Consider the following 22,375-nt stretch of genomic DNA (forward strand, 5'->3'; position numbering starts at 1 on the left):
TACTGCAGGGGGGACCCTGTGGGAGAGTAGGACGCCGCCGAACAATTTTTGTGGGGATGCCCCGCACCTTCAGGTGCGGGGCATTTTCGCGTTCAGGGGTCGTTTACAGTCGGCCTATGCGCTATGAACTGGTTATCTTCGACAACGACGGTGTCCTTGTCGACAGCGAGCCGCTCTCCAACACCATCCTCGCGGCCTATCTCACCGAGCTCGGTCATCCGACCACGTACGAGGATTCCCTCCGCGACTACATGGGTGCCGCGGTCCACCGGGTGCATGACCTCGTACGGGAGAGAACCGGGCAGCAGCTGCCGGCCGACTTCGACGACATCCTGCACAGCCGTGTGTTCGCCGCGTTCGAGCGGGAGTTGGGGCCCGTCGAGGGTGTTCCCGAGGTGCTCGGCAAGCTGGTCGCCGACGGTCAGCCGTACTGTGTCGCGTCGTCCGGGAGCCACGAGCGGATCCGGGTGGGGCACCGAAAGACCGGGCTGGACCGGTGGTTCGCGCCCGCGATCGTCTTCAGCGCGCAGGACGTCGGGCGCGGTAAGCCGGCCCCCGATCTCTTTCTGCACGCCGCCGACCGGATGGGGACCGATCCCGCCAGGTGCGTCGTCGTCGAGGACAGCCCGCTCGGGGTGGCCGCTGCGCGGGCGGCCGGGATGGATGTGTACGCGTTCACCGCGATGACCCCGGCCGAGAAGCTCCAGGGTGCCACCGGGTACTTCTCCTCCATGGCCGAACTCCCGGAACTCCTTGCCTGATCCATCTACCCCTGGGTAGCGCTGAGCCATACGCTGTCCGGCCATGGCAGGCATACCGGTCAACGCAGCTGTGCGATTGAGACACGGACGGGTGTCCCTGGCGCTGAGTTTCTTCGTCCAGGGAGTGGCCTTCGCCCTCCTCGTCACGCGCATCCCCGCCATCCAGGACCGGTACGGGATATCCGACGGACTGCTGCCGGTGTTCCTCGCGGCGGTGCCGATTCTGGCCGGTGTGGGCAGCGTCCTCACCGAGAAGATCGTCGCGCGCGTGCGGCCTCGCGTCGTACTGCGGTGGTCCCAGCCGGTCGTGCTGATCTCTCTCCTCGGTGTGGCCGCCGGTGATCAGGTGTGGCAGGTCGCTGTCGCGCTCAGCCTGTTCGGACTGTCGGTCGGTGCGCTCGACGCGTCGATGAACATGCTCGGCGTGCGCCTTCAACGCGCGTACGGGCGCAGCATCATGCTCGGTTTCCACGCCACGTACAGCCTCGGAGGCATCGCCGGGGCCTCGCTCGCGTGGGCGGGCGCGCACTGGGATCTCTCGCTGCTGGTGTCCTATCTGCCCGTTGTCGTCGTGCTGTTGCCGGCCGCGCTCGTCGGCAGCCGCTGGTACACGGACGCGCTCACCGGGCCCGACGCGCCCACCGACTTGGAGCGCGGGGCCGCCGCCCGAGGCGGCGTGGTCTTCAAGGCCCTCCTGCCACTCTGTCTCGTCATGACCTTCGCCTACATCGGCGACTCCACCGTCTCCAACTGGAGCGCCAAGTACCTCCAGGACGTGCTGGGCAGCTCCGACGAGGTCGCCACCGTCCCGTACAACGCCTACATGGTCACCACCCTCCTCGGCCGCGCCGCCGGCGACCTCGGGGTGCGCCGCTTCGGGCCCGTCGCCGGCGTCCGCTTCGGGGCGCTCTCCGCCGCCGCCGGATTCGCGGTGGTCGCGCTGGCCCCCGGCGCATGGGTGGGGATTCTGGGGTTCACGGTGCTCGGGTTCGGTCTCTGCGTCCTGGTACCGCAGTGCTTCGCCGCCGCCGGGCGGATGTTTCCCGACGCCAGCGACGCGGCCGTGGCCCGGCTCAACATCTTCAACTACGTCGGTTTCCTGATCGGTTCACCCCTCGTCGGCGCCCTCGGTGACGTATGGAGCTACCGGGGCGCGATGCTCGTACCGATGCTGATGATCCTTGTGACCCTGGTGTACGCCCCGTCGTTCGCCGACGGGTCCGCCCGATACGGTGGCAGGCATGACCGGTCGCGCGCAGCTGATGTGGGATGACGCCGTAACGGGTTACAACTTCGGGCCGAGCCACCCGATGGACCCCGTACGGCTGGCACTGACCAGGAAGCTCGTACGGGCGTACGGGCTCGACAGCAAGGTGGACGTGGTCTCCGCGCGCTCCGCCGGGGATTCCACGCTGAGACTCGTTCACCAAGAGGCGTACGTCGAGGCGGTACGGCGGTACTCGGCCGATCCGAGGTCCGCCGACGGTTCGTACGGCATCGGGACACCCGACGATCCGGCCTTCCCGGGCATGCACGAGGCGTCCGCGCTCATCGCCGGGCAGTCGGTCGGCGCGGCCGAGGCGGTGTGGCTCGGGGAGGCCAACCACGCGGTGAACTTCGCGGGCGGTCTCCACCACGCGATGCCGGGCTCGGCCTCGGGTTTCTGCATCTACAACGACGCCTCGCTCGCCATCGCGCGCCTGCTGGAACTCGGCGCGGAGCGCGTCGCGTACGTGGACGTGGACGTGCACCACGGGGACGGCGTCCAGGCGTCGTTCTGGGACGACCCGCGCGTACTGACGATCTCGCTGCACGAGCATCCCCGGACGCTCTTCCCGCAGACCGGCTGGCCGGAGGAGACGGGCGAGGGCGCGGGTGAGGGCAGCGCGGTCAATCTGCCGTTGCCGGCGGGGACGGGCGACGAGGGGTGGCTGCGGGCGTTCCACTCCGTGGTGCCCGAACTGCTGGCGGATTTCCGGCCGCAGGCGCTGGTGACGCAGCACGGCGCCGACACCCACTTCGAGGACCCGCTGGCCCATCTCGCGGTGTCGCTGGACGCGCAGCGGGCGGTGCAGGCGTCCTGTCACGACCTGGCCCACGAGTACGTCGACGGGGCCCGCTGGGTCGCGCTCGGCGGCGGCGGATACTCGGTCGTGGACGTCGTGCCGCGCTCCTGGACCCATCTGGTGGCGATCGCTGCGCACGCGCCCATCGACCCGGCGACCGCTGTGCCGGAGGAGTGGCGGGACGAGGTGTACGCCACCACCCGTGAGTCGGCGCCGCGGCGGATGACGGACGGGCGTTCGGCGGACTGGCAGCCGTGGGACGCGGGTTACGACCCCGCCGACCGGCTGGATCAGGCGATTCTCGCGACCCGCAAGGCGTCGTTCCCGCTGCGGGGGCTGCTGGCCTGACGCGCGGACCCCGCAGCGCCCCCACGCACCCCACCGCCCCACGCACCCCACCGTTCCACCCACCCCCCGTCGCACGTGTCCCACCGCCGCACGCGTCCCCCGTCCCGCCCGGTTACGCCAACTGTGCGGTCCCGCAACGGTTTTGGTCCCCCGACCGGCCCGGTGCGGGACCATCGGGACCGTGCTGAGTACCGACGCTCTCCAGGCCCATCTGCTGGCCACCGGACTGGCCGGCCCCGTGGCCACCGCACGGGAGAAGAGCCTGCGCAGTTACCGGCTCTTCGCCGTCCGCGATCCGCGCGCGACCCTCGGGCTCGCGCCCGAACAGGCCTGGCGCGAGCGCGACGTGCTGCGGCTGATGGCCGACCGGTGCGGCGTGTCGGGCGATCCCGCGCTTGTCTCGGGCCGTGATGTCATCGACCCCGAGCGGACGTTGAGCGGACTCGACGCCTTCGCGGAACGGCTCGGCGCGGCCGCCGGCCGACGGGCTCCTGTGCTGTTCGGGACCGGCCATCCGCACCGGTTGATCGGCTTCTACGCGGGGTTGGCAGACGCTTTGTCGGCGGCCGGGTGCGTCGTCCTCACCCCGGCGAAGGGGCGATGTATCGACATAACGACCCGGTTCGGAGTACGCACGTACCGTCTGGACTACGTACGGGGAGTCGCGTTGGTGCGGGAATCCGAAGCCCCGCGCGCGGGGAGTGAGACCGGCGCACACAGCCATTCTCCCCTACCCGTTCGGGTCGCGCTGGACGGTGCGGCGGAGGCCGGCGGACCGCTCCCGGAGCTGGTCGTCGGTGACCACGGATGGGTCTGCGGGGCAGGTCAGTTGGGGATTGAGGCCATCGGGCTCGCCGACACCGACGATCCGGCGCTCTTCGTCGGTGAGGCGGAGGGCCGGGTGTCCGTCGTGGTTCCGGTTGACGACGGTCTCCGGTCCGATTACTACCGTCCACTGACTCGCTATGTACTCAATCGAGCGTGTCTGTCACAGTAGGCGACCATGTGCTGCTCCTCTTCCCCACTCGTACCACCCGCCCCTAGTCTGGGGTGTGAGCGCACAGCGACGAAGAGTCACCGGAGGGGAAGCCGGTGCGCGTCGGTTGCGGAAGGTACAGGTGGGTCATGGCTGCTGGCAGCGAGAGGCCTCTCAACGAGGTCAAGTTCCTTACCGTGGCGGAGGTCGCCTCGGTGATGAGAGTGTCGAAGATGACCGTGTATCGATTGGTGCACAGTGGTCATCTGCCGGCGATCCGGGTGGGCAGGTCTTTCCGGGTTCCGGAGCAAGCGGTTCACGAGTATCTCCGCGAGTCTTTCGTGGGGGTCGAATCCGCCTGAGATTTCCCTCGGATTACGTCCCTCACTCGGCGACGGGTAGGCTGGGCCAACGTAGGTCGTGTGGGCCCAGACGCCCCGCACCGAGTGAAGAGAAGTGAGCGAGGGTAGTCGTGGGCTCTGTTATCAAGAAGCGGCGTAAGCGGATGGCCAAGAAGAAGCACCGCAAGCTGCTCAAGCGCACCCGCGTTCAGCGTCGTAACAAGAAGTGAGCGACAGCTGTACGTGACATCACGGCCCTTCCACCACGCAGGTGGGAGGGCCGCGGTGCGTTACGGCTCCCCTTTGTGGTCCGATTCGCCGTCCGATTCGAGGTCGGGGCGATCCGGGTTCGGTGATGTCCGTCGGGGTCGGTTCGGGTCAAAGATTCGCGAAGCTGCGGAGAAGACCCTCGCGCGGCCGTCACCTGGCCGCGGCGACCCGCTACGGTGACGGCTGGGACAAGCAATGTGCTTGGGTCGGACATCGAATTCAGGGGAAGGCGCTGATCTTGGGCAAGGTCGTGCTCGTGACCGGAGTGGCCCGCCAGCTCGGCAGCCGTCTCGTACGGAGAATCCTGCGCGACTCCGAGGTGGACCGGGTCATCGGTGTGGACGCCGTCACCCCCGAGCACAGTCTCGGCGGCGCGGATTTCGTACGGGCGGACATCCGCCAGCCGGCCATAGCGCGCGTCCTCGCCGAGCATTCCGTCGACACCGTCGTGCACATGGACGTGACGGGCACACCGCTCGGCACCGGTGGCCGGACGGCCGTCAAGGAGACGAACGTCATCGGCACGATGCAACTGCTCGGCGCGTGCCAGAAGTCGCCCACCGTCGAGCGCCTGGTCGTCAAGTCGAGCACGAGCGTGTACGGCGCCGCGCCCCGGGACCCGGCCGTCTTCACCGAGACCACCCCGCCCAAGTCGCTGCCCAGCGGCGGATTCGCGAAGGACGCGGTGGAGGTCGAGGGGTACGTACGCGGCTTCGCGCGCCGCAGGCCCGATGTCGCGGTGTGTGTGCTGCGTTTCGCGAACATCCTGGGGCCCGCCGCGGATTCACCGCTCGCCGAGTATCTCGCGCTGCCCGTGCTGCCGACGGTCTTCGGCTACGACCCGCGGCTCCAGTTCGTCCATGAGGACGATGTCATCGACGTCCTGCGGATCGCCCTGCACGAGCCGCGGCGCGGCACGCTCAACAGCGGGACCTTCAACATCGCCGGTGACGGCGTGCTGTCGCTCTCGCAGTGCTCCCGGCGTCTGGGCAGGCCGACGGTGCCGATCCTGCTGCCGGCGGTGACCTGGGTCGGCTCCGCGCTGCGCACGCTCGGCATGACCGACTTCTCGCCGGAGCAGATCCGGCTGCTGACCCACGGCAGGGTCGTCAGCACGGATCAGATGCGCGAGACACTGGGGTTCGTACCCACGTACACGACGGCGGAGGCCTTCACGGACTTCGCACGTAGCCGGGGTGCCGGGCTGTTGCCGCCGGAGGCTGTCGCCGACGCGGTCGACCGGTTCGCCACCCTCGTCAGCAAGGAGCGCATCTGACATGGCCGATGCCAAGGTCATCCCCTTCGGCGAAGAGCCCCGGTCACGGCGCGCGGCGCGGCTGGGCGGCGCCGCCGGTGCCGGCGGCGGGGCGTCGAAGGCATCGAAGTCGTCCAAGGCGGCGAAGGACGCCGCAGCGAAGCGCTCGAAGGAACGTGGGAAATCCGCGTCGTCCCAGCCGGGTACGGGGCAGCAGTCGCTGTCGTCCGTTCCCGATCAGCCGGACGGGACGCGGGTTGATGCCGCCGGCGAGGTGCGGAAGCCCGGTCCGTCCCGGTCCGAGGCGTCGGAACCGGGCCCGTCGGAGCCCCAGCCTCCCGCCGCCGGGGCGGACGGAGTCCGGCCCGGGGCTGACGGCGAATCCGAGGCCGAGCCCGGGGCCGGCGGGAGTCTCTGGGACCGGCGGCTCGCCCAGGGGTTCGCCTTCCTTCGGCGCCGGGTCACCGGGGACTACGAGGTCGACGAGTTCGGGTACGACAAGGAACTCACCGACCAGGTCCTGATGTCGCTGATCCGCCCGCTCTACGCGAACTACTTCCGCGTGGAGGTGAAGGGGATCGAGAACATCCCGGCGGACGGCGGCGCCCTGGTGGTGTCCAACCACTCCGGCACCCTCCCGCTCGACGGGCTGATGATGCAGGTCGCCGTCCACGACAACCATCCGGCGGGTCGGCATCTGCGGCTGCTCGCCGCGGACCTCGTCTTCATGCTGCCGGTCGTCAACGAACTGGCGCGCAAGGCCGGTCACACCCTGGCCTGCGCCGAGGACGCGGAACGGCTGCTCCAGCGCGGCGAGATCGTCGGCGTGATGCCGGAGGGGTTCAAGGGCCTCGGCAAGCCCTTCGGCGAGCGCTACAAGTTGCAGCGTTTCGGCCGGGGCGGCTTCGTCTCGACCGCGCTGCGGCACGGCGTGCCGATCGTGCCGTGCTCGATCGTCGGGGCGGAGGAGATCTACCCGATGCTCGGCAACTCCAAGACGCTGGCACGGCTGCTGGGATTCCCGTACTTCCCGATCACGCCGACGTTCCCGTGGCTCGGGCCGCTGGGCGCGGTGCCGCTGCCGACGAAATGGACGATCCAGTTCGGCGAGCCGATCCCCACGGACGGCTATCCGCCGGAAGCGGCGGAGGACCCGATGCTCATGTTCAACCTGACCGACCAGGTACGGGAACAGATCCAGCACACGCTCTACAAGCTGCTCGTACAGCGCCGGTCGGTCTTCTTCTGAGACCACACCGGCCGCCCCGGCCCCCACCCGGCCAGGGACACGAGAAGAGGCGAGGGCCGGCGGCCCTCGCCTCTTCCACGCAACCACCTACCGCGCCTTCGTCAGTCCACGTTCTCCGTGTCGATGCCCAGACCCGGCAGCAGGTTCGGCAGCAGCGGCGGGATCGTGACGTCCGGGGCCGGTGGGATGCCGCCCTGCCCGGGCACCGACGGAAGGTCCTCGCCCGACGGCGGGTTGAGCAGATCGCCGGGGGCGCTGGGCAGCAGCCCGCCGTCCTCGGTGGCCCCGGGACGGGACGGAGTCGGCTTCCCGACCTCGTCCGTACGCCCCGTGTCGGTGGCCGACTTCGACGGTGAGGGACGGCTGTCCGCACCGCCGCCCGAGCCGTCGGCCTCCTTGGTGGCGCCGCCCGGATCCTGCGAGCGCCGGTCCCGGTCGGGCGCCCGGGGCAGCAACGACTGCAACGGTGCGACGTCTTCGTCTATGGCGTCGAAGACCGAGTTGACCTGGCTGCCCACATCGCTCAGCTGCGGTGGCAGCTGGTCCCGCACACTGTCCCAGATGGCGCGGTGCGACGCGGAGAACGAGGAGAGCGTCGCGATCGACTTGATCTTGCCGTCCTTCTCGTACGCCTGGTTCAGCAGCCGGTGGCCCTCGGTGGCGTCGTGCTTCATGCCGTTGAGGGTCCGGCGGATCTCGCCGAGCGATTCATGGTCGAGCGTGCCGGAGCGGCCACGCTCCAGCAGTCGGCGGGCTTCGTTCAGCCTGGTGGAGGCGTGGTCGAGGTAGAGACCGCCGCGGTCGGCGTCCTCGTCGGCCAGGCCGAGCTTGAAGTCCTCCATGCCGCGCTTCAGCCCGTACAGCGAATCGCCGGGCAGGGCGTCGGAACTCGCGGCTGCCACACCGCCGAAGGCACCGGCGGCCACGCCGACGGTGAGACCACCGGCCGCGAGCCCTTTCGACCAGCGGGACTTCGGCTGGAGCTTCCGCAGCCCCCGGAGCGGGGAGGCCCGGTGGGCGCCTCTTCCCGATGTCCGTCTCTGCTCCGGCACCGCGGGGCCCGCGGACGCGTCACCGCCCGCCGTGCCCTCCAGCAGCATGGCCTCCATGGCTGCCACGAGCTGTGCTCGTTGCACCACTTTGACCTCGGGGTCCAGCGTGGGTCTCGGTAGCTCACCGAGACCGGTCGCCAGGGCCAACAGCCGCCCCTGCTCAGTCGGTTCGGCCGAAGCGGCGGGCCGCTCCGCCGCCTCGCCCTGGGGCGTCCGGTCTTCCAAAGCCTGGGCGAAGGCGTTCGCCCGCCGGTGTGCCGAGACATTCGCGATCACTGGCGGCACCTCCTCTCGTCATGACGATCGACTCCCCTGGGGGTTCGGAAGGTTGCACGCCTTGAGCGCATCCACAGGGAGCCTGCATCCCGCACAACGAGCGTCGCGGCACTTGGGTTACGCGCGAAAGATGATCGGACCAGCGCGTCATCGAGGCGTCACCGACGGTGAGTTGAACGGTGCGCCGCGTCGTCCGCCGACTGTCCCGGACCGGTCGCCGAGTGGTCCGGGAGTATCAGCGGGCGTCCTCCGGAAGCAGCCTCGCCAGCGTGCGCACGGCCCGGTACTGCAAGGTTTTGATCGCTCCCTCGTTCTTGCCCATGACCCGGGCCGTCTCGGCGACGGAGAGCCCTTGCAGGAAGCGCAGGGTCACGCACTCCTGCTGCTGGGGGTTGAGTTTCCGTACGGCTTCGAGCAGCGCGGCGTTGGAGAGGGACTCAAGGACGGAGTCCTCCGGGCTGCGCTCGACCTCGTTGGCGTCGAGCATCTCGCCGGTGGTCACTTCCAGTCGGAAGCGGCTCGATTTGAAATGGTCGGCGACCAGGTTCCGGGCGATCGTGACCAGCCAGGCGCCGAAGTCGCGGCCCTGCCAGGTGAACGTGGAGATACGGCGCAGGGCGCGCAGGAAGGTCTCACTCGTGAGGTCCTCCGCGGTTGCCTTGCCGCCCACGCGGTAATAGATGTAGCGGTAGACGGTGTCGCTGTACTGGTCGTAGAGCCGGCCGAACGCTTCGGCCTCGCCGGCCTGGGCGCGCTCGACGAGTTCCATCATGCGGGCGCTGTCGCTGTCGGCCGTGGGGCGGCGGACAGGGGTGGAGGCGGCGGTGGTGGCGCTGTTCCTGCTTCCCCTTCTGCCGACCGCCGCACCACCGTTCGCCAGGGCATAGCAAGGACCAATCGGGCCGCTCACGGCAGGGGCCGCGGCGGCGTGGGCGGGGACGGCGTACGCGGTGGGGACGAAGCCGCGCAAGCGGTCGAGGACCGATGCGCGCAGCGTAGCCAGGCCCGAGGCGTCAACCCCGACGTGTGGGTACACGGGACTCCCAGAGGCAGAGCTTCCATCACGTTCAGTGCGGGACCGTTCACTCGTCGTGGCGACGTGTGGGGTCCGGTATGCGTCTGAGGAGAATAACGCTTCGTACAGGCAGCACTACACCCAGTTGCTCAAATCATCGATTACGTCGCTTCTGTTACGCCTATACGGCGAATCCAGTAGCACATCGTGAGCGGTTATTGATCGCTTGACGTCACGATCTGTCAGCTGACGTGATCTGTTGTGCCTGAGTGCGTCAGCGACGGCGGCGGTGCAGCGCCACCGCGGCGGCCGTGCCGCCCGCCAGCGCGCCGACCCCGGCCGCCGCCGGGATGCCGACCTTGGCCGCCTTGCGGCCCGTCCGGTAGTCGCGCAGCCGCCATTCGCGGTCCTTGGCGTGCTTGCGGAGCTTGCTGTCCGGGTTGATCGCGTACGGATGTCCGACGAGCGAGAGCATCGGGATGTCGTTGTGCGAGTCGCTGTAGGCCGCGCACCGCTCCAGGTCGAAGTCCTCGGCGGTCGCCAGCGCCCGTACCGCCTCGGCCTTCGCCGGGCCGTGCAGGGGCTCGCCGACGAGCTTGCCGGTGTAGACGCCGTCGACCGATTCGGCGACGGTGCCGAGCGCGCCGGTCAGCCCGAGGCGCCGGGCGATGATCGTGGCCGTCTCGACGGGCGCGGCGGTCACCAGCCAGACCTGCTGCCCGGCGTCGAGGTGCGCCTGGGCCAGTGTGCGGGTGCCCGGCCAGATGCGGTCGGCCATGTACTCGTCGTAGATCTCCTCGCCGATGGACATCAGCTCGGAGACCCGGTGGCCCTTGACGATGGACAGCGCGCTGTCGCGGGCGTCCTGCATGTGCTGCGGGTCCTCGACGCCGGCCAGCCGGAACCAGGTCTGCTGCCAGGCGAATCTGGCCAGTTCACGGCGCTGGAAGAATTTCCGTTTGTACAGTCCGCGCCCGAAGTGGAAGATCGCGGCGCCCTGCATGACCGTGTTGTCCAGGTCGAAGAAGGCGGCGGCGCGCGCGTCGCCGAAGACGGGGAAGTCGGGCACGCCCGCACCGGCGCCGGTGCCCGTCGGTGCCGCGCCGACGCCGTCGATCTCCTGCGACGACTTGAGTCCTGCCTCTGCTGCGGCCTCACCCGCGAGCACGCTCCGTGCTGTCGCGGAGCGCTTACGGGGGGTGAGCCATCCCAGTGCGGCCATAGCGTGAGCATAGCCAGTCTGTTCGGTACTTCCGGACGCGCCGGGGTGCCGTAGGTGTGAACTCTCCGGGAAGGCGGAGGGCGCGGCGTGAACGGGGTGGGGAGAGGGCGGCCGACGGGGTGGGGACGGGGTGGCCGCGGCACCCGGACAATGGACCCCATGAGTCCTCTGCTGCGTCGTGCGAAGAAGAATCCGGCCGGGCGTGTGGTGACGCTCGTCTCGAAACCGGGCTGTCATCTCTGTGACGACGCGCGCGCCGTCGTGGCCGCGGTCTGTGCCGAGACCGGGGCATCTTGGGAAGAGAAGGACATCACGGTCGACGAAGAGCTGCGGCGCGCTTACTGGGAGCAAATCCCGGTCGTGCTCGTCGACGGCGAGCAGCACACTTTCTGGCGCGTAGACGCCGATCGGCTCCGCAAGGAACTGGGGACCTGACAGAAAGACGGTTACGATCGTGGGCGCTTTGCCGAGCCTTTTCCGAAGAGCCGGGACGACCGGCTCCGGCGGGCGCGGGGAGAGCGGTCTCGGGGGCGTGGTCATGAGGAGTTGTACTGCTTTGCCCCCATCATGGGTTGAACGGGCCGGTGCGGTCGAGGGTTCCAAGATCGCTCGTACGGGTCGCGTGACGCCGGTCACTTTGCGCGGACAAAGCGGACACAATCTTTGTGCACGCGTTCACAAAGGCATAACCTGCACAGGACGGGGCGGTCCTGGGACATACGGCCGCCTGCAGCCCCGCTCATCCCGCAGGAGCACCGTGGCAACTGGCCGAACTCACCGACCGGCGACCCGTAGCCGAGGAATCCCCGAGGCCACGGTCGCCCGCCTTCCGCTGTATCTGCGGGCGCTCACCGCACTCTCGGAGCGCTCCGTACCCACTGTGTCGTCCGAGGAACTCGCCGTGGCCGCCGGGGTCAACTCCGCGAAGCTGCGCAAGGACTTCTCGTATCTCGGCTCGTACGGAACGCGCGGCGTCGGGTACGACGTGGAGTACCTCGTCTACCAGATCTCCCGTGAACTCGGTCTCACGCAGGACTGGCCCGTCGTCATCGTCGGTATCGGCAATCTCGGCGCCGCGCTCGCCAACTACGGCGGATTCGCCTCCCGCGGCTTCCGGGTCGCCGCCCTGATCGACGCCGACCCCGAGATGGCGGGCAAGCCGGTCGCCGGCATCCCGGTCCAGCACACGGACGAGCTGGAGCGGATCATCAGCGACAACGGCGTCTCCATCGGGGTCATCGCGACTCCGGCGGGCGGTGCCCAGCAGGTCTGCGAGCGGCTGGTCGCCGCCGGCGTCACCTCGATCCTCAACTTCGCGCCGACCGTGCTGACCGTGCCGGACGGAGTGGACGTACGGAAGGTCGATCTCTCGATCGAGCTTCAGATCCTCGCCTTCCACGAGCAGCGCAAGGCCGGTGAGGAGGCCGCGGCGGCCCAGGCCGGCACACCGCCGCCGGTCCGCTCCACCGCCGAGAGCCGGAAGGGACCCGACGGGGAAGTCCCCGCCGTGATGCCGGCATGAGTCTTCTGGTCATCGGTCTGAGCCACCGCAGCGCGCCCGTGAGCGTGCTGGACCGGGCATCGCTCTCACCTGACAGCAGGGTCAAGCTTCTTCAGGACGTCCTCGCCGCCGAGCCGGCGACCGAGGCGGCCGTCCTCGCGACGTGCAACCGGGTCGAGCTCTACGCGGACGTCGACAAGTTCCACGCGGGCGTCGCCGAGCTGTCCACGCTCCTGGCCCGGCACAGCGGCGTCGGCCTGGACGAGCTGACCCCCTATCTCTACGTGCACTACGAGGACCGGGCCGTCCACCATCTCTTCACGGTGACCTGCGGACTGGACTCGATGGTCGTCGGCGAGGGCCAGATCCTCGGCCAGATCAAGGACGCGCTCGCCAGCGGCCAGGAGTCGCACACCACGGGACGGCTCCTCAACGACCTCTTCCAGCAGGCGCTGCGTGTCGGCAAACGGGCCCACAGCGAGACCGGGATCGACCGGGCCGGGCAGTCGCTCGTCACCTTCGGTCTCGAACAGCTCGCCGCCGGCGAGGACGTCGGGCCCTGGGTCCGGGGCCGGCGGGCGCTGGTCATCGGCGCCGGGTCGATGTCCTCGCTCGCCGCCGCGACGCTCGCCCGCGCGGGAGTCTCGGAGCTCGTCATCGCCAACCGCACGGCGGCCCGCGCGGAACGGCTGGTGGCGATCCTGGGCGAGCCTGGCGGTACGGGAGTCAGTGCCCGCGCCGTCGACATGGGCGCCGTCGACGCCGAGTTGACACGTGCCGACGTCGTCGTCTCCTGCACCGGCGCCACCGGGCTCGTGCTGACCGCCGACGCCGTCGAGAAGGCACTCGCGGGCGGGCGCGAGCTCGCGCTCCTCGACCTCGCCATGCCCCGCGACATCGACGCGGCCGTCCACCGGCTGCGCGGCGCCCGGCTGGTCGACATCGAGTCCCTCGCCGAGGCGTCCGCCGACGCCCCCATGGCCGCCGACGTCGACCAGGTCAAGCGGATCGTCAACGACGAGGTCGCGGCCTTCGGCGCCGCCCAGCGCGCGGCCCACATCACCCCGACCGTGGTCGCCCTGCGCGCCATGGCCGCGTCCGTCGTCACCAGCGAGATCACCCGTCTCGAAGGCCGGCTCCCCGGTCTCGACGAGCGCCAGCGCGCCGAGATCACCCAGACCGTCCGCCGCGTCGTCGACAAGCTGCTGCACGCCCCGACCGTGCGGGTGAAGCAGCTCGCCGGTGAGCCGGGCGGCGCCGGTTACGCGGACGCGCTGCGCGAACTCTTCGACCTCGATCCGCAGACGGTCGCCGCCGTCAGCCGGGCGGACCGGGGCGGGACCGGCGGCCGCGACGCGGTCGACGTCAAGAACCGAGGGCGAGTATGACCGGGAAGACACTGAGACTCGGGACCAGGCGCAGCAGACTCGCCATGGCCCAGTCGCGCCAAGTGGCCGACGCCGTGAGCGAGTTGACCGGGCGGGCCGTCGAGCTCGTGGAGATCACCACGTACGGCGACACCTCCCGTGAGCAGCTGTCCCAGATCGGCGGCACCGGCGTCTTCGTCACCGCGCTGCGCGAGGCGCTGCTGCGCGGCCGGGTCGACTTCGCCGTCCACTCGCTCAAGGACCTGCCCACGGCGCAGCCCGAGGGCCTGGCGCTGGCCGCCGTACCGCGCCGAGAGGACCCCAGGGACGTGCTCGTCGCACGCGACGGGCTGACCCTCGACCGGCTGCCGCACGGCGCCCGGATCGGTACGGGCTCCCCGCGGCGCACCGCGCAGCTCAACGCGCACGCCCGGGACCACGGCCTGCTCATAGAGACCGTGCCGATACGCGGGAACATCGACACCCGTATCGGCTACGTCCACAGCGGTGAGCTCGACGCGGTCGTGCTGGCCGCGGCCGGTCTCAACCGTCTCGGCAGGACGGACGAGGTGACCGACTTCCTGTCGGTCGACTCGGTCCTGCCGGCCCCCGGCCAGGGGGCACTCGCCGTCGAATGCGTGGCTTCCGACCCGGAACTCACCGCCGCGCTCGGCGGCCTCGACGACCCGCACACGCGGATCGCCGTCACCGCGGAACGTTCCCTGCTCGCCGCCCTGGAGGCCGGTTGCAGCGCACCTGTGGGTGCGCTGGCCGACCTGCTGGGCGACGGCCAGGACACGCGATTTGTCAACGAACTGCGCCTGCGGGGCGTCGTCGGCACGACCGACGGCTCGACGCTCGTGCAGTTGTCCATCACCGGTCCCGTACCCACGTCGCACGGCGACGCCGTCGCGCTCGGTCGCGAACTCGCGTCCGAGATGCTCGCCAAGGGTGCGGCCGGTCTTATGGGGGAGCGAGCACTTTGAGCCCCATCGCCGACCACCCGGCCGTCTCCGCATCAGGGCACGTCACCTTCCTCGGTGCCGGACCCGGGGATCCGGGTCTGCTGACACTCCGCGCCGTCGAGGCGCTCGCGGGGGCGGAGGTACTGATCGCCGAGCCTGATGTGCTCGAAGTCGTACGCGGCCATGCGCGTGCGGGTGTGAGCACACCTGAGCTGACGATTGTTGACGATGCGTCAACAGCCGCCGGTATCCCCGCGATCAGGGATGCCGTCAATCTTGTCATGGAGGCCGCGCGGGGCGGCAAGCGGGTCGTCCGTGCGGTGACCGGGGATCCCGGTCTCGACAGCGACACCGGCGCCGAGATGCTGGCGTGCGCCGCCGCGGGCATTCCCTTCGAGGTCGTGCCCGGTATCGCCGCGGCCGTGGGGGTGCCCGCCTACGCGGGGGTGCCGCTGCGGGACGCGCAGGGCACCGACGTCCGGTTCGTCGACAGCCGTACGGCCGGTGAGCGCTGCTGGACCGAGCTCGGCGCGAGCGACGGGACGGTGGTCGTCTCGGCGACGCTCGACACGGTCGCCGCGACCGCCGGGGAGTTCGTCGCCGCGGGCCGCAAGCCGGACACCCCGATGACGGTCACCGTCGCCGGGACGACGACCCGGCAGCGCACCTGGTCCGCGACGCTCGGCACGATCGCGCTCACGCTGAAGCAGGCGAAGGTCCTGCCGTCGGCGTCCGGGCACCAGCCGGTCATAGCCGTGGTCGGGGAGCGCAGCGCGCCCGCGCAGCGCGACCAGCTCGCGTGGTTCGAGTCGAAGCAGCTGTTCGGCTGGAAGGTGCTCGTCCCGCGTACGAAGGAGCAGGCCGCGTCGCTCTCCGACCAGCTTCGGTCCTACGGCGCCGTACCGCACGAGGTCCCGACGATCGCGGTCGAACCGCCCCGTACGCCCCAGCAGATGGAGCGCGCGGTCAAGGGGCTCGTCACCGGGCGCTACGAGTGGATCGCCTTCACCTCGGTCAACGCGGTGAAGGCCGTCCGGGAGAAGTTCGAGGAGTACGGGCTCGACGCTCGTGCCTTCGCGGGGATCAAGGTCGCCGCGGTCGGCGAGCAGACGGCCGCCGCGCTGGTGGACTTCGGCGTCAAGCCCGACCTGGTGCCGAGCGGTGAGCAGTCGGCCGCCGGGCTGCTGGAGGACTGGCCGCCGTACGACCCGGTCTTCGACCCGATCGACCGGGTGTTCCTGCCGCGCGCCGACATCGCCACGGAGACGCTGGTCGCCGGGCTGATCGAGCTGGGCTGGGAGGTGGACGACGTCACGGCCTACCGGACCGTGCGCGCCTCGCCGCCGCCCGCCGAGACGCGGGAGGCCATCAAGGGCGGAGGCTTCGACGCGGTGATGTTCACCTCGTCGTCCACCGTGCGGAATCTGGTCGGTATCGCGGGCAAGCCGCACAACGTGACCGTCATCGCGTGCATCGGTCCGGCGACCGCCAAGACGGCGGAGGAGCACGGGCTCCGGGTGGACGTGCTGGCTCCGGAGCCTTCGGTGCACAAGCTGGCAGAGGCGCTGGCGGCGTTCGGCGCGGAGCGCCGTGAGGCGGCGCGGGAGGCCGGAGAAACGGTCACCCGGCCGAGCGAGCGGCGACCGGGGTCGAGGCGGCGGCGTACGACCTGAGCGGTACGCCTCAGGGGCGGGAGGGGGCCGTCGCCCGGGGCCGGCCGCGCGGCGTAGCGTGGAAGGGCACCGAACGACTGCCCTTTTCCGGACCCATGAGGCGACTCACCATGACTCTGTACGGTTCCTTCCCCGGCACCCGGCCCCGTCGGCTGCGGACGAGCCCCGCGATGCGGCGCATGGTCGCCGAGACGAGGCTGCACCCGGCCGACCTGATCCTGCCCGCGTTCGTGCGGGAGGGTGCCGGCGAGCCCGTGGCCATCTCGGCCATGCCCGGGGTCGTGCAGCACAGCCTGGACACGCTGCGCAAGGCGGCGGTCGACGCGGTGGCCGCGGGTGTCTCGGGGATCATGCTGTTCGGGGTGCCGGAGGACGCGAAGAAGGACGCGCTCGGGACGGCCGGGACCGATCCGGAGGGAATCCTCCAGGTGGCGATCCGGGCGGTCCGCGAGGAGGTCGGCGACGATCTGGTGATCATGTCCGACCTCTGTCTGGACGAGTACACCGACCACGGCCACTGCGGGGTGCTCGACGCCGAGGGGCGCGTCGACAACGACGCGACCCTTGAGCGGTACGCGGAGATGGCCCAGGTGCAGGCCGACGCGGGCGCGCACGTGGTGGGCACCAGCGGGATGATGGACGGCCAGGTCGGGGTCGCGCGGGACGCGCTGGACACGATCGGCAAGGAGGACGTGGCGGTCCTGGCGTACGCGGTGAAGTACTCGTCCGCGTTCTACGGCCCGTTCCGGGAGGCGGTCGGCTCCTCGCTGACCGGCGACCGCAAGACCTACCAGCAGGACCCGGCCAACTCCCGTGAGACGCTCCGGGAGTTGGCGCTCGACCTCGAAGAGGGCGCGGACATGGTGATGGTGAAGCCGGCCGGGCCCTATCTGGACGTGCTGGCGAAGGTCGCCGCCGAGGTGACCGTGCCCGTCGCCGCGTACCAGATCAGTGGCGAGTACGCGATGATCGAGGCCGCCGCGGAGAAGGGCTGGATCGACCGCGACAAGGCGATCATGGAGAGCCTGACGGGGATCAAGCGGGCCGGCGCGGGGATGATCCTCACCTACTGGGCGACGGAGGTCGCGCGGGCGCTCTGAGGCGCCCGCGCGGGACCGTGCGGCCCGCTACCAGACCAGGGCGTCGGCCATCTCGGTCTGCCAGTAGGAGACCGACGCGCTGTCGGCGATCTTCGTTCCCGCCGGGAGGGTGAGGTCCGCGGGCGAGCCCACGGAGCCCTGGTTGTCGCGGCTCGCGAAGTGGACGCCGAGCTTGTACACCGCGGTGGTCGGGGCGCCGTCGGTGCCGCCCAGCGAGATCGAGGCGTACGCCGACTGGCCGGGTGACAGGGTGACCACCGCCTGCGGCTGGCTGTCCTCGTTGATCTGCGTGACGGCCTGGGCGTCGTCGAAGCGGAGGAACGGCGCGGAGAAGGCGTGGCAGCCGGTGCTGCCGGTGTTGGTGGCGGTCAGCAGCAGGTGGTTGACGGGCCGGCTCACCTTGGTGACCGTGACGCTGGTGTTGTCGCCGGTGCAGGTGGTGGTCTTGGTGCTGGTGCTGCCCTTGTCGGTGCTCTTGCCGCTGCCGCTGCCGCTGCCGCTGTTGTCCGTGTTCTGGTCGGCGGGCGGATTCGGCTTGTCGGTGGCCTTGGCGTCCGGTGCGTCCGGTGCGTCCGTGGCCGTGGCCGTGGCGGCGGAAGCCGTGGACTCGGGCTGCGGGGTGGAGCCGACCGCGTCCGAGGGCTGGCAGGCGGTGAGGGCGAGAGCGGCCACGAGAGCGGTGGTGGCTGTGGTGGCGGCCGAGCGGAATCGAAGGTTACGCATGAGTCTCTGTCTCCCGTTGTGGTGGTGCGGTCAGTAGCGGTTGATGAGCACGAGCAACACGGCGGTGCAGGCGACGAGTACGCAGACGGCCACGGCATCGACGAGGCCGTCGCGGAGTCGGGTTCGGATCGCTTCCCCCTCGTTCGGCGGGTGCTGCACTCACCTTGCGGGGCGGCCGGAAGCGGCCGCAATCGGCAAGGGACAATGAGGGAAGCTGGAACGCTCAAGTACCGTTTGACCTGCGGAAACAACGTCACCCTGGGACGCGTTCCTGGAACGGTCGAGTACGGTGGCGTACCGATGTGTGGAGGGGGAAACGGGAGTGGCGACGACCGAGGCCAAGGCTTTCGCGGCACTGCTCAACGAGTTGAAGGACCGTTCCGGACAGAGCTACGGCGTACTCGCCGGGAAGCTTCATGTCAGTACGTCCACGCTCCACCGCTACTGCAACGGTGATGCCGTGCCCGCCGACTTCTCGGCGGCGGAGCGCCTCGGGCGGCTGTGCGGGGCGACGGCCGAGGAGTTCGTGGAGCTGCACCGGCGCTGGATCCTCGCGGACGAGGCGCGGCGGCGGTCGCGGTCCGCGCCGTCGGCTCCCGCCGGGGGAGCGGCTGCCACGGCCTCGGGGACGGGTGACGCGGCCGGGACTCCCGTGCGCGACAGGGCTGTTGGGGCCTCCGACGAATCCGGCGGGTCCGACGGGGCCGGCGCCCCGGATGCCGATGTCTCCTCCGCCTCCTCCGTCGAGGAGTTGGGCTCCGTCGCGGCGTCCGGTTCCGACGGGCCGGGTGGGGACACCCCTCGTACGGCGCGCAGGAAGCGGCTCTACATCACTCTCGCCGCCGCCGCGGTCGTCGCCGCCGTCGCTGTGCCGGCGATCGGACTCGGCGCGTGGGACGACCCGTCGTCGAAGGACCGCAAGCCCGTCGCGTCCGAGAGCAACGCGGGCGGTGGATCGAAGTCCGCCCCGCCGCCGTCGGCCGAGCCGTCCGGCTCACCGTCCCCGGACAACACGCCCTCGCGCGGCGCGAGTCCGTCGGACAGGGCGACTCCCCGCGAGGAGGGGCAGAAGGACGCGGGGGCCGACGCCGGGAACGGGAAGGCAACGACGGGCGGGGTGCCGGTGACGGTGACCACCAAGCCGTACGCCTTCGAGAACCCGTGCAGTCAGCGCTATTTGATCGACCGCCCTCCGGAGCAGATCCCCCCGCCTCCCGCCGAGCCGGACGCGCCCGGCTGGGTGGGCGCGCTCGGCGGGGTCGCCAGCGGCAGCCAGTTCATCGAGCTGGCCGTCCAGGGCACCGGGAGCGAGACCGTCGTACTCAAGTCGCTCGACGTGCGCGTGGTGGAGACAGGTGAGCCGCTCGCCTGGAACGACTACGGCATGGGGGTCGGCTGCGGGGGCGGGGTGTCGACCAAGACGTTCTCCGTGGACCTGGACGAGGGCCGCCCCGCCTCCGTACCGAAGGCGGGTCAGCGGGACTTCCCCTACAAGGTCAGCGAGTCCGACCCCGAGGTCTTCTACATCACCGCGAACGCCAGGGACCACGACGTGAGTTGGTATCTGGAGCTGGTGTGGTCCAGCGGCGCACGGCAGGGGACGCTCCGGGTGGACGACGCCGGGAAGCCGTTCCGTACGAGCGGTGCGGAAGGGCGGCCGTCGTACGACCACCCCAACGGCGCCTCGAAGTGGGAGCCGGCCGCTGTTCCGTAGGCGGACCTAGGCGGTGTCGGGTGCCTCCGCGGGCTCCGGTGCCTCGGCCGGCTCCGGTGCATCCGCGGGTTCCGGTGCCTCGGCCGGCTCCGGCGCCTGCGCGCCCTCGGTCATGTGCGTCTCGCCGAGGATCGTCGCGTGTTCCAGCACATCCTCGGCCGGGTCGTCGATCTGTCCGACCGAGAGCAGGGTGAAGCCGCCGTTGTGCGAGTTCGTGTGGGTCTCGTCCGCGGCGGCGCCGGTGGCCGGGAGTACCGCGGCCAGCACCGCCGCGCCGAAGACCGTCAGGGTGTGAGGGGCTTTCATCTGGTCGTATCCCGTCTGCTCGTCGTATTCATCCTTGTTCCGGTCTGTCTATTCCTCAGATCCGGCTCAAAGGTCACGGCTGACGGGGCATATGGAAACGGTATTCACTTGACCGGCGCAGTGGGCGCGACGGTCAGCGGGCGACGTCCGCGGTGAAGGCCGCCCAGGCGGCGGGGGCGAGGGTGAGCACGGGCCCGTCCGTGACCTTCGAGTCCCGGACATGCACGGCGGCGGGGTGCGCGGCGACCTCGACGCAATCGCCGCCTTCATCGCCGCTGTAGCTCGACTTCCGCCAGTGGTAGGCGACTTCGAGGCAGGCGCCGCCCTCACTCCCGCTGTAGCTGGACTTGAACCACTCAAGTGGAGTGCTCATTACTCTCCTAGCAACCGGTCCAACAGGCCCTTCGTCTCTTCGGGGTTGAGGGCCTGCGTCCGCAGCATCGCATATTTGCGCGCCAGGATGCTGACCTCGTCCGGGTCCTCGACGAAGAGGCTGCCCCGCTGGGTCTCGGCATAGGCGAGATGCTGATGATCGGGTGTCTCCAGCAGGACGAACGGCCCGGATAGTCCCGCGTGGGTGGTCCGGCCGAACGGCATGATCTGGAGGGTCAGGCCCGGGACCTCGGCGCTCTCCCGGAGAGAGCGAAGCTGTTCCGCGTACACGTCCACTGAGCCCAGCCGGTCTTTGAGCACGGCCTCGCCGATCAGGAAGCTGCAGGTCGGCGGGACCTTGCGGTGCAGGATGTGCTGGCGCTCGATACGCCCGGCGACGCGGGTGTTGATCTCGTCCTCGCTGAAGGCGGGCACCCTGCTGCGGAAGACCGCACGCGCGTAGCGCTCGGTCTGGAGCAGGCCCGGCATCACCTGATTCTGGTACGAGGAGATGGCAATCGCCTCCTGCTCCTGATCGATGAACGCCGCCGCCCAGACGGGATACCGGTCGATCTCCGGCATGTTCTCCACCGCCGTCGCCAACGCCCCCTTCGTCTCCAGCACTTGGTCCAGCAGCTCCGCCAGATCGGGCTTCAGTGGCCGCCGGCCCTGCTCCACCGACGCGATCGTCTCCGTGTGTACGCAGGCGAGCTCCGCGAGTTGGCGCTGGGTCAGGCCCGCCGCCTCCCGGAAGAGGGCGACCAGCGCGCCCACGAGCTTCATCGCCGACGCGTTCTTCCGCTGCTGCTTTCTGATGTGCATGTCCGTCCAACTCCCCGTTCCCGCCCGTACGTCACGCCCGCACCACCCGTACGAAATCTTTGTACGGGTGCGCGCACTGCATCAGCCCAATCACGTTCAGTGACAATCGCCCTGTGAATGAGACGAATCCACCCCCCGCCCCGCGTGAGCGCTTCTACCGTCGCGAACGCCGCTCCGTGCCCGCCGCCAGGCAGTTCGTACGGGAGGCCGTGGCCGACTGGGCGCTCGGCGACCGGCTCGACGATGTCCTGCTCTGCGTGAGCGAGCTGGCGACCAACGCCCTGGTGCACGGAGTTCCGCCCGGCCGCGGCTACTTGCTGAGTCTGTCGCTGCTCGCGGACGGGGTGTTCCGAGTCGAGGTGCACGACAGCGGTGACTGGCGGCCGAGTGTGCGTGAGCCGTACGGGGAGACGGGGCGCGGGCTCATGCTCGTGGCGGCGGTCGCCGACAAGTGGGGTGTGGGGGAGCGCCGGCCCGGCAAGATCGTGTGGTGCGAGTTCGTGATCTGACCGGGCGGGCCGGTCCCTCGGGGCCGGTTACGCGGTGGCGCGGGGGGAGGCACGCTTCGTACCATCGACGCATGGACAGAGGTCGGCTTCCCCTTGCGACAGGCACCGGCGCCGGACTGGCGTTCATCCTCTGGTTGCTGCTGTCGAGCCCGGATCCGGGCCTGGCCGGTGCGGAGTGCCGTCCGGCGCTCAACCTCAACTGGACCGGCGACGGGACGGGTCACTCGTCCTTCGAGGACAGCAAGGCGGCCGTGACAAGGGACCCGGACCGGACGGCGAACGCGCTGAACGTCTGCTCGTCGAAGCAGAACACCCGCCTGTCCGGCGCCCTGCTGCTGTCGATGCCCACGGGTGTGGCGGCGGGCATGCTGATCGCGCGGCGCCGGGACGCCCGGCCCGCGGAAGAGCCCGTGCGCCGCTGGGTCCCGCCCCGGTCGGTCGCGGACGAGCGGGACGGCGGGCAGGGCGGGAAGGACCGCTGAGCCGGGCCGT

The 22,375-nt window shown here is 70.2% G+C and carries 24 protein-coding genes; 17 read left to right on the forward strand and 7 right to left on the reverse strand.

Going from position 1 to position 22,375, the window contains the following annotated elements:
* The first annotated feature begins 116 nt into the window (after positions 1-116).
* From ACFWU9_RS32540 to ACFWU9_RS32575, 8 genes are all read left to right on the forward strand, one after another.
* A complete protein-coding gene (locus ACFWU9_RS32540; RefSeq protein ID WP_384324673.1) occupies positions 117-761 on the forward strand; it encodes an HAD family hydrolase in 645 nt (214 codons plus the stop codon).
* 43 nt (positions 762-804) lie between these two features.
* Positions 805-2,034, forward strand: coding sequence for an MFS transporter (locus tag ACFWU9_RS32545; protein WP_384324674.1), 1,230 nt, complete (start codon positions 805-807; stop codon positions 2,032-2,034).
* Positions 2,003-3,175 carry an acetoin utilization protein AcuC gene (locus ACFWU9_RS32550; protein ID WP_384324675.1) on the forward strand — a complete coding sequence of 391 codons (1,173 nt, stop codon included), beginning with the start codon at positions 2,003-2,005 and terminating at the stop codon, positions 3,173-3,175. The genes ACFWU9_RS32545 and ACFWU9_RS32550 overlap by 32 nt, the downstream gene beginning before the upstream one ends.
* A 181-nt stretch (positions 3,176-3,356) precedes the next feature.
* Positions 3,357-4,172 (forward strand): phosphatase, encoded by an 816-nt coding sequence (locus ACFWU9_RS32555; RefSeq protein ID WP_384324676.1) that lies wholly within the window; start codon positions 3,357-3,359, stop codon positions 4,170-4,172.
* Positions 4,173-4,300: 128 nt separating this feature from the next.
* The gene (locus ACFWU9_RS32560) at positions 4,301-4,513 is read left to right on the forward strand and encodes a helix-turn-helix domain-containing protein (RefSeq protein ID WP_014046653.1); all 213 of its coding nucleotides are present in this window, start codon (positions 4,301-4,303) and stop codon (positions 4,511-4,513) included.
* A 110-nt stretch (positions 4,514-4,623) separates the two neighbouring features.
* Positions 4,624-4,722, forward strand: coding sequence for a 30S ribosomal protein bS22 (locus ACFWU9_RS32565; RefSeq protein ID WP_003948845.1), 99 nt, complete (start codon positions 4,624-4,626; stop codon positions 4,720-4,722).
* A 278-nt stretch (positions 4,723-5,000) separates the two neighbouring features.
* On the forward strand, positions 5,001-6,038 hold the full coding sequence (locus tag ACFWU9_RS32570; protein WP_384324677.1) for an NAD-dependent epimerase/dehydratase family protein: 1,038 nt from the start codon (positions 5,001-5,003) through the stop codon (positions 6,036-6,038).
* Position 6,039: 1 nt separating this feature from the next.
* A complete protein-coding gene (locus tag ACFWU9_RS32575) occupies positions 6,040-7,266 on the forward strand; it encodes a lysophospholipid acyltransferase family protein (RefSeq protein ID WP_384324678.1) in 1,227 nt (408 codons plus the stop codon).
* 101 nt (positions 7,267-7,367) lie between these two features.
* Here ACFWU9_RS32575 and ACFWU9_RS32580 read toward each other — a convergent pair whose 3' ends face one another.
* The 3 genes from ACFWU9_RS32580 to ACFWU9_RS32590 all read right to left on the reverse strand — a co-directional run bounded on the left by ACFWU9_RS32580 (position 7,368) and on the right by ACFWU9_RS32590 (position 10,831).
* Positions 7,368-8,594 (reverse strand): DUF5667 domain-containing protein, encoded by a 1,227-nt coding sequence (locus tag ACFWU9_RS32580; protein ID WP_384324679.1) that lies wholly within the window; start codon positions 8,592-8,594, stop codon positions 7,368-7,370.
* Positions 8,595-8,829: 235 nt separating this feature from the next.
* Positions 8,830-9,630: an ECF subfamily RNA polymerase sigma factor, BldN family gene (locus ACFWU9_RS32585; protein ID WP_384324680.1), complete on the reverse strand. Its 801-nt coding sequence runs from the start codon at positions 9,628-9,630 to the stop codon at positions 8,830-8,832.
* Positions 9,631-9,883: 253 nt separating this feature from the next.
* The gene (locus tag ACFWU9_RS32590; protein ID WP_384324681.1) at positions 9,884-10,831 is read right to left on the reverse strand and encodes an HAD family hydrolase; all 948 of its coding nucleotides are present in this window, start codon (positions 10,829-10,831) and stop codon (positions 9,884-9,886) included.
* A gap of 159 nt (positions 10,832-10,990) precedes the next feature.
* On the opposite strand from ACFWU9_RS32590, the gene ACFWU9_RS32595 reads away from it, so the two are divergent.
* The 6 genes from ACFWU9_RS32595 (at position 10,991) to hemB (ending at position 17,437) form a co-directional block, all read left to right on the forward strand.
* Entirely contained in the window at positions 10,991-11,266 is a 276-nt protein-coding gene (locus ACFWU9_RS32595; RefSeq protein ID WP_384324682.1) for a glutaredoxin family protein, read from the forward strand.
* Positions 11,267-11,588: 322 nt separating this feature from the next.
* Positions 11,589-12,353: a redox-sensing transcriptional repressor Rex gene (locus tag ACFWU9_RS32600; RefSeq protein ID WP_384324683.1), complete on the forward strand. Its 765-nt coding sequence runs from the start codon at positions 11,589-11,591 to the stop codon at positions 12,351-12,353.
* Entirely contained in the window at positions 12,350-13,720 is a 1,371-nt protein-coding gene (locus ACFWU9_RS32605; RefSeq protein WP_384324684.1) for a glutamyl-tRNA reductase, read from the forward strand. The genes ACFWU9_RS32600 and ACFWU9_RS32605 overlap by 4 nt, the downstream gene beginning before the upstream one ends.
* Positions 13,717-14,685, forward strand: a complete 969-nt coding sequence (gene hemC / locus ACFWU9_RS32610) for a hydroxymethylbilane synthase (RefSeq protein ID WP_384324685.1) — start codon at positions 13,717-13,719, stop codon at positions 14,683-14,685. Before ACFWU9_RS32605 ends, hemC begins: the two co-directional genes overlap by 4 nt.
* The gene (locus ACFWU9_RS32615) at positions 14,682-16,337 is read left to right on the forward strand and encodes a uroporphyrinogen-III synthase (protein ID WP_384324686.1); all 1,656 of its coding nucleotides are present in this window, start codon (positions 14,682-14,684) and stop codon (positions 16,335-16,337) included. Before hemC ends, ACFWU9_RS32615 begins: the two co-directional genes overlap by 4 nt.
* Positions 16,338-16,447: 110 nt before the next feature.
* On the forward strand, positions 16,448-17,437 hold the full coding sequence (hemB, locus tag ACFWU9_RS32620) for a porphobilinogen synthase (protein WP_384324687.1): 990 nt from the start codon (positions 16,448-16,450) through the stop codon (positions 17,435-17,437).
* A 27-nt stretch (positions 17,438-17,464) separates the two neighbouring features.
* Here the strand turns inward: hemB and ACFWU9_RS32625 are convergent, their stop codons facing one another.
* Entirely contained in the window at positions 17,465-18,160 is a 696-nt protein-coding gene (locus ACFWU9_RS32625) for a DUF4232 domain-containing protein (RefSeq protein ID WP_384324688.1), read from the reverse strand.
* A gap of 322 nt (positions 18,161-18,482) precedes the next feature.
* On the opposite strand from ACFWU9_RS32625, the gene ACFWU9_RS32630 reads away from it, so the two are divergent.
* Positions 18,483-19,874, forward strand: coding sequence for a helix-turn-helix domain-containing protein (locus ACFWU9_RS32630; RefSeq protein WP_384324689.1), 1,392 nt, complete (start codon positions 18,483-18,485; stop codon positions 19,872-19,874).
* Between the two features lie 6 nt (positions 19,875-19,880).
* On the opposite strand, the gene ACFWU9_RS32635 is transcribed toward ACFWU9_RS32630, so the two are convergent.
* From ACFWU9_RS32635 to ACFWU9_RS32645, 3 genes are all read right to left on the reverse strand, one after another.
* A complete protein-coding gene (locus ACFWU9_RS32635; RefSeq protein WP_384324690.1) occupies positions 19,881-20,180 on the reverse strand; it encodes a hypothetical protein in 300 nt (99 codons plus the stop codon).
* A 133-nt stretch (positions 20,181-20,313) separates the two neighbouring features.
* Positions 20,314-20,553, reverse strand: coding sequence for a DUF397 domain-containing protein (locus ACFWU9_RS32640; RefSeq protein ID WP_384324691.1), 240 nt, complete (start codon positions 20,551-20,553; stop codon positions 20,314-20,316).
* Positions 20,553-21,374 (reverse strand): Scr1 family TA system antitoxin-like transcriptional regulator, encoded by an 822-nt coding sequence (locus ACFWU9_RS32645; RefSeq protein WP_384324692.1) that lies wholly within the window; start codon positions 21,372-21,374, stop codon positions 20,553-20,555. The genes ACFWU9_RS32640 and ACFWU9_RS32645 overlap by 1 nt, the downstream gene beginning before the upstream one ends.
* A gap of 113 nt (positions 21,375-21,487) precedes the next feature.
* Here ACFWU9_RS32645 and ACFWU9_RS32650 point away from each other — a divergent pair, with 113 nt between their 5' ends.
* Together ACFWU9_RS32650 and ACFWU9_RS32655 are read left to right on the forward strand one after the other, a co-directional pair.
* Positions 21,488-21,883: an ATP-binding protein gene (locus ACFWU9_RS32650; protein ID WP_384324693.1), complete on the forward strand. Its 396-nt coding sequence runs from the start codon at positions 21,488-21,490 to the stop codon at positions 21,881-21,883.
* A 71-nt stretch (positions 21,884-21,954) separates the two neighbouring features.
* Positions 21,955-22,365 (forward strand): hypothetical protein, encoded by a 411-nt coding sequence (locus ACFWU9_RS32655; protein WP_384324694.1) that lies wholly within the window; start codon positions 21,955-21,957, stop codon positions 22,363-22,365.
* Positions 22,366-22,375: the final 10 nt, after the last annotated feature.

The sequence above is a fragment of the Streptomyces sp. NPDC058653 genome (assembly GCF_042716895.1).
Lineage (GTDB): Bacteria > Actinomycetota > Actinomycetes > Streptomycetales > Streptomycetaceae > Streptomyces.

What these genes read in the sequence shown, in the direction of transcription:
- ACFWU9_RS32540 (WP_384324673.1), top strand. Translation starts at nt 117, where the DNA reads ATGCGCTATGAACTGGTTATCTTCGACAACGACGGTGTCCTTGTCGAC.
- ACFWU9_RS32545 (WP_384324674.1), top strand. Translation starts at nt 805, where the DNA reads ATGGCAGGCATACCGGTCAACGCAGCTGTGCGATTGAGACACGGACGG.
- ACFWU9_RS32550 (WP_384324675.1), top strand. Translation starts at nt 2,003, where the DNA reads ATGACCGGTCGCGCGCAGCTGATGTGGGATGACGCCGTAACGGGTTAC.
- ACFWU9_RS32560 (WP_014046653.1), top strand. Translation starts at nt 4,301, where the DNA reads ATGGCTGCTGGCAGCGAGAGGCCTCTCAACGAGGTCAAGTTCCTTACC.
- ACFWU9_RS32575 (WP_384324678.1), top strand. Translation starts at nt 6,040, where the DNA reads ATGGCCGATGCCAAGGTCATCCCCTTCGGCGAAGAGCCCCGGTCACGG.
- ACFWU9_RS32590 (WP_384324681.1), bottom strand. Translation starts at nt 10,831, where the DNA reads ATGGCCGCACTGGGATGGCTCACCCCCCGTAAGCGCTCCGCGACAGCA.
- ACFWU9_RS32595 (WP_384324682.1), top strand. Translation starts at nt 10,991, where the DNA reads ATGAGTCCTCTGCTGCGTCGTGCGAAGAAGAATCCGGCCGGGCGTGTG.
- ACFWU9_RS32605 (WP_384324684.1), top strand. Translation starts at nt 12,350, where the DNA reads ATGAGTCTTCTGGTCATCGGTCTGAGCCACCGCAGCGCGCCCGTGAGC.
- hemC (WP_384324685.1), top strand. Translation starts at nt 13,717, where the DNA reads ATGACCGGGAAGACACTGAGACTCGGGACCAGGCGCAGCAGACTCGCC.
- hemB (WP_384324687.1), top strand. Translation starts at nt 16,448, where the DNA reads ATGACTCTGTACGGTTCCTTCCCCGGCACCCGGCCCCGTCGGCTGCGG.
- ACFWU9_RS32625 (WP_384324688.1), bottom strand. Translation starts at nt 18,160, where the DNA reads ATGCGTAACCTTCGATTCCGCTCGGCCGCCACCACAGCCACCACCGCT.
- ACFWU9_RS32635 (WP_384324690.1), bottom strand. Translation starts at nt 20,180, where the DNA reads ATGAAAGCCCCTCACACCCTGACGGTCTTCGGCGCGGCGGTGCTGGCC.
- ACFWU9_RS32640 (WP_384324691.1), bottom strand. Translation starts at nt 20,553, where the DNA reads ATGAGCACTCCACTTGAGTGGTTCAAGTCCAGCTACAGCGGGAGTGAG.
- ACFWU9_RS32645 (WP_384324692.1), bottom strand. Translation starts at nt 21,374, where the DNA reads ATGCACATCAGAAAGCAGCAGCGGAAGAACGCGTCGGCGATGAAGCTC.
- ACFWU9_RS32655 (WP_384324694.1), top strand. Translation starts at nt 21,955, where the DNA reads ATGGACAGAGGTCGGCTTCCCCTTGCGACAGGCACCGGCGCCGGACTG.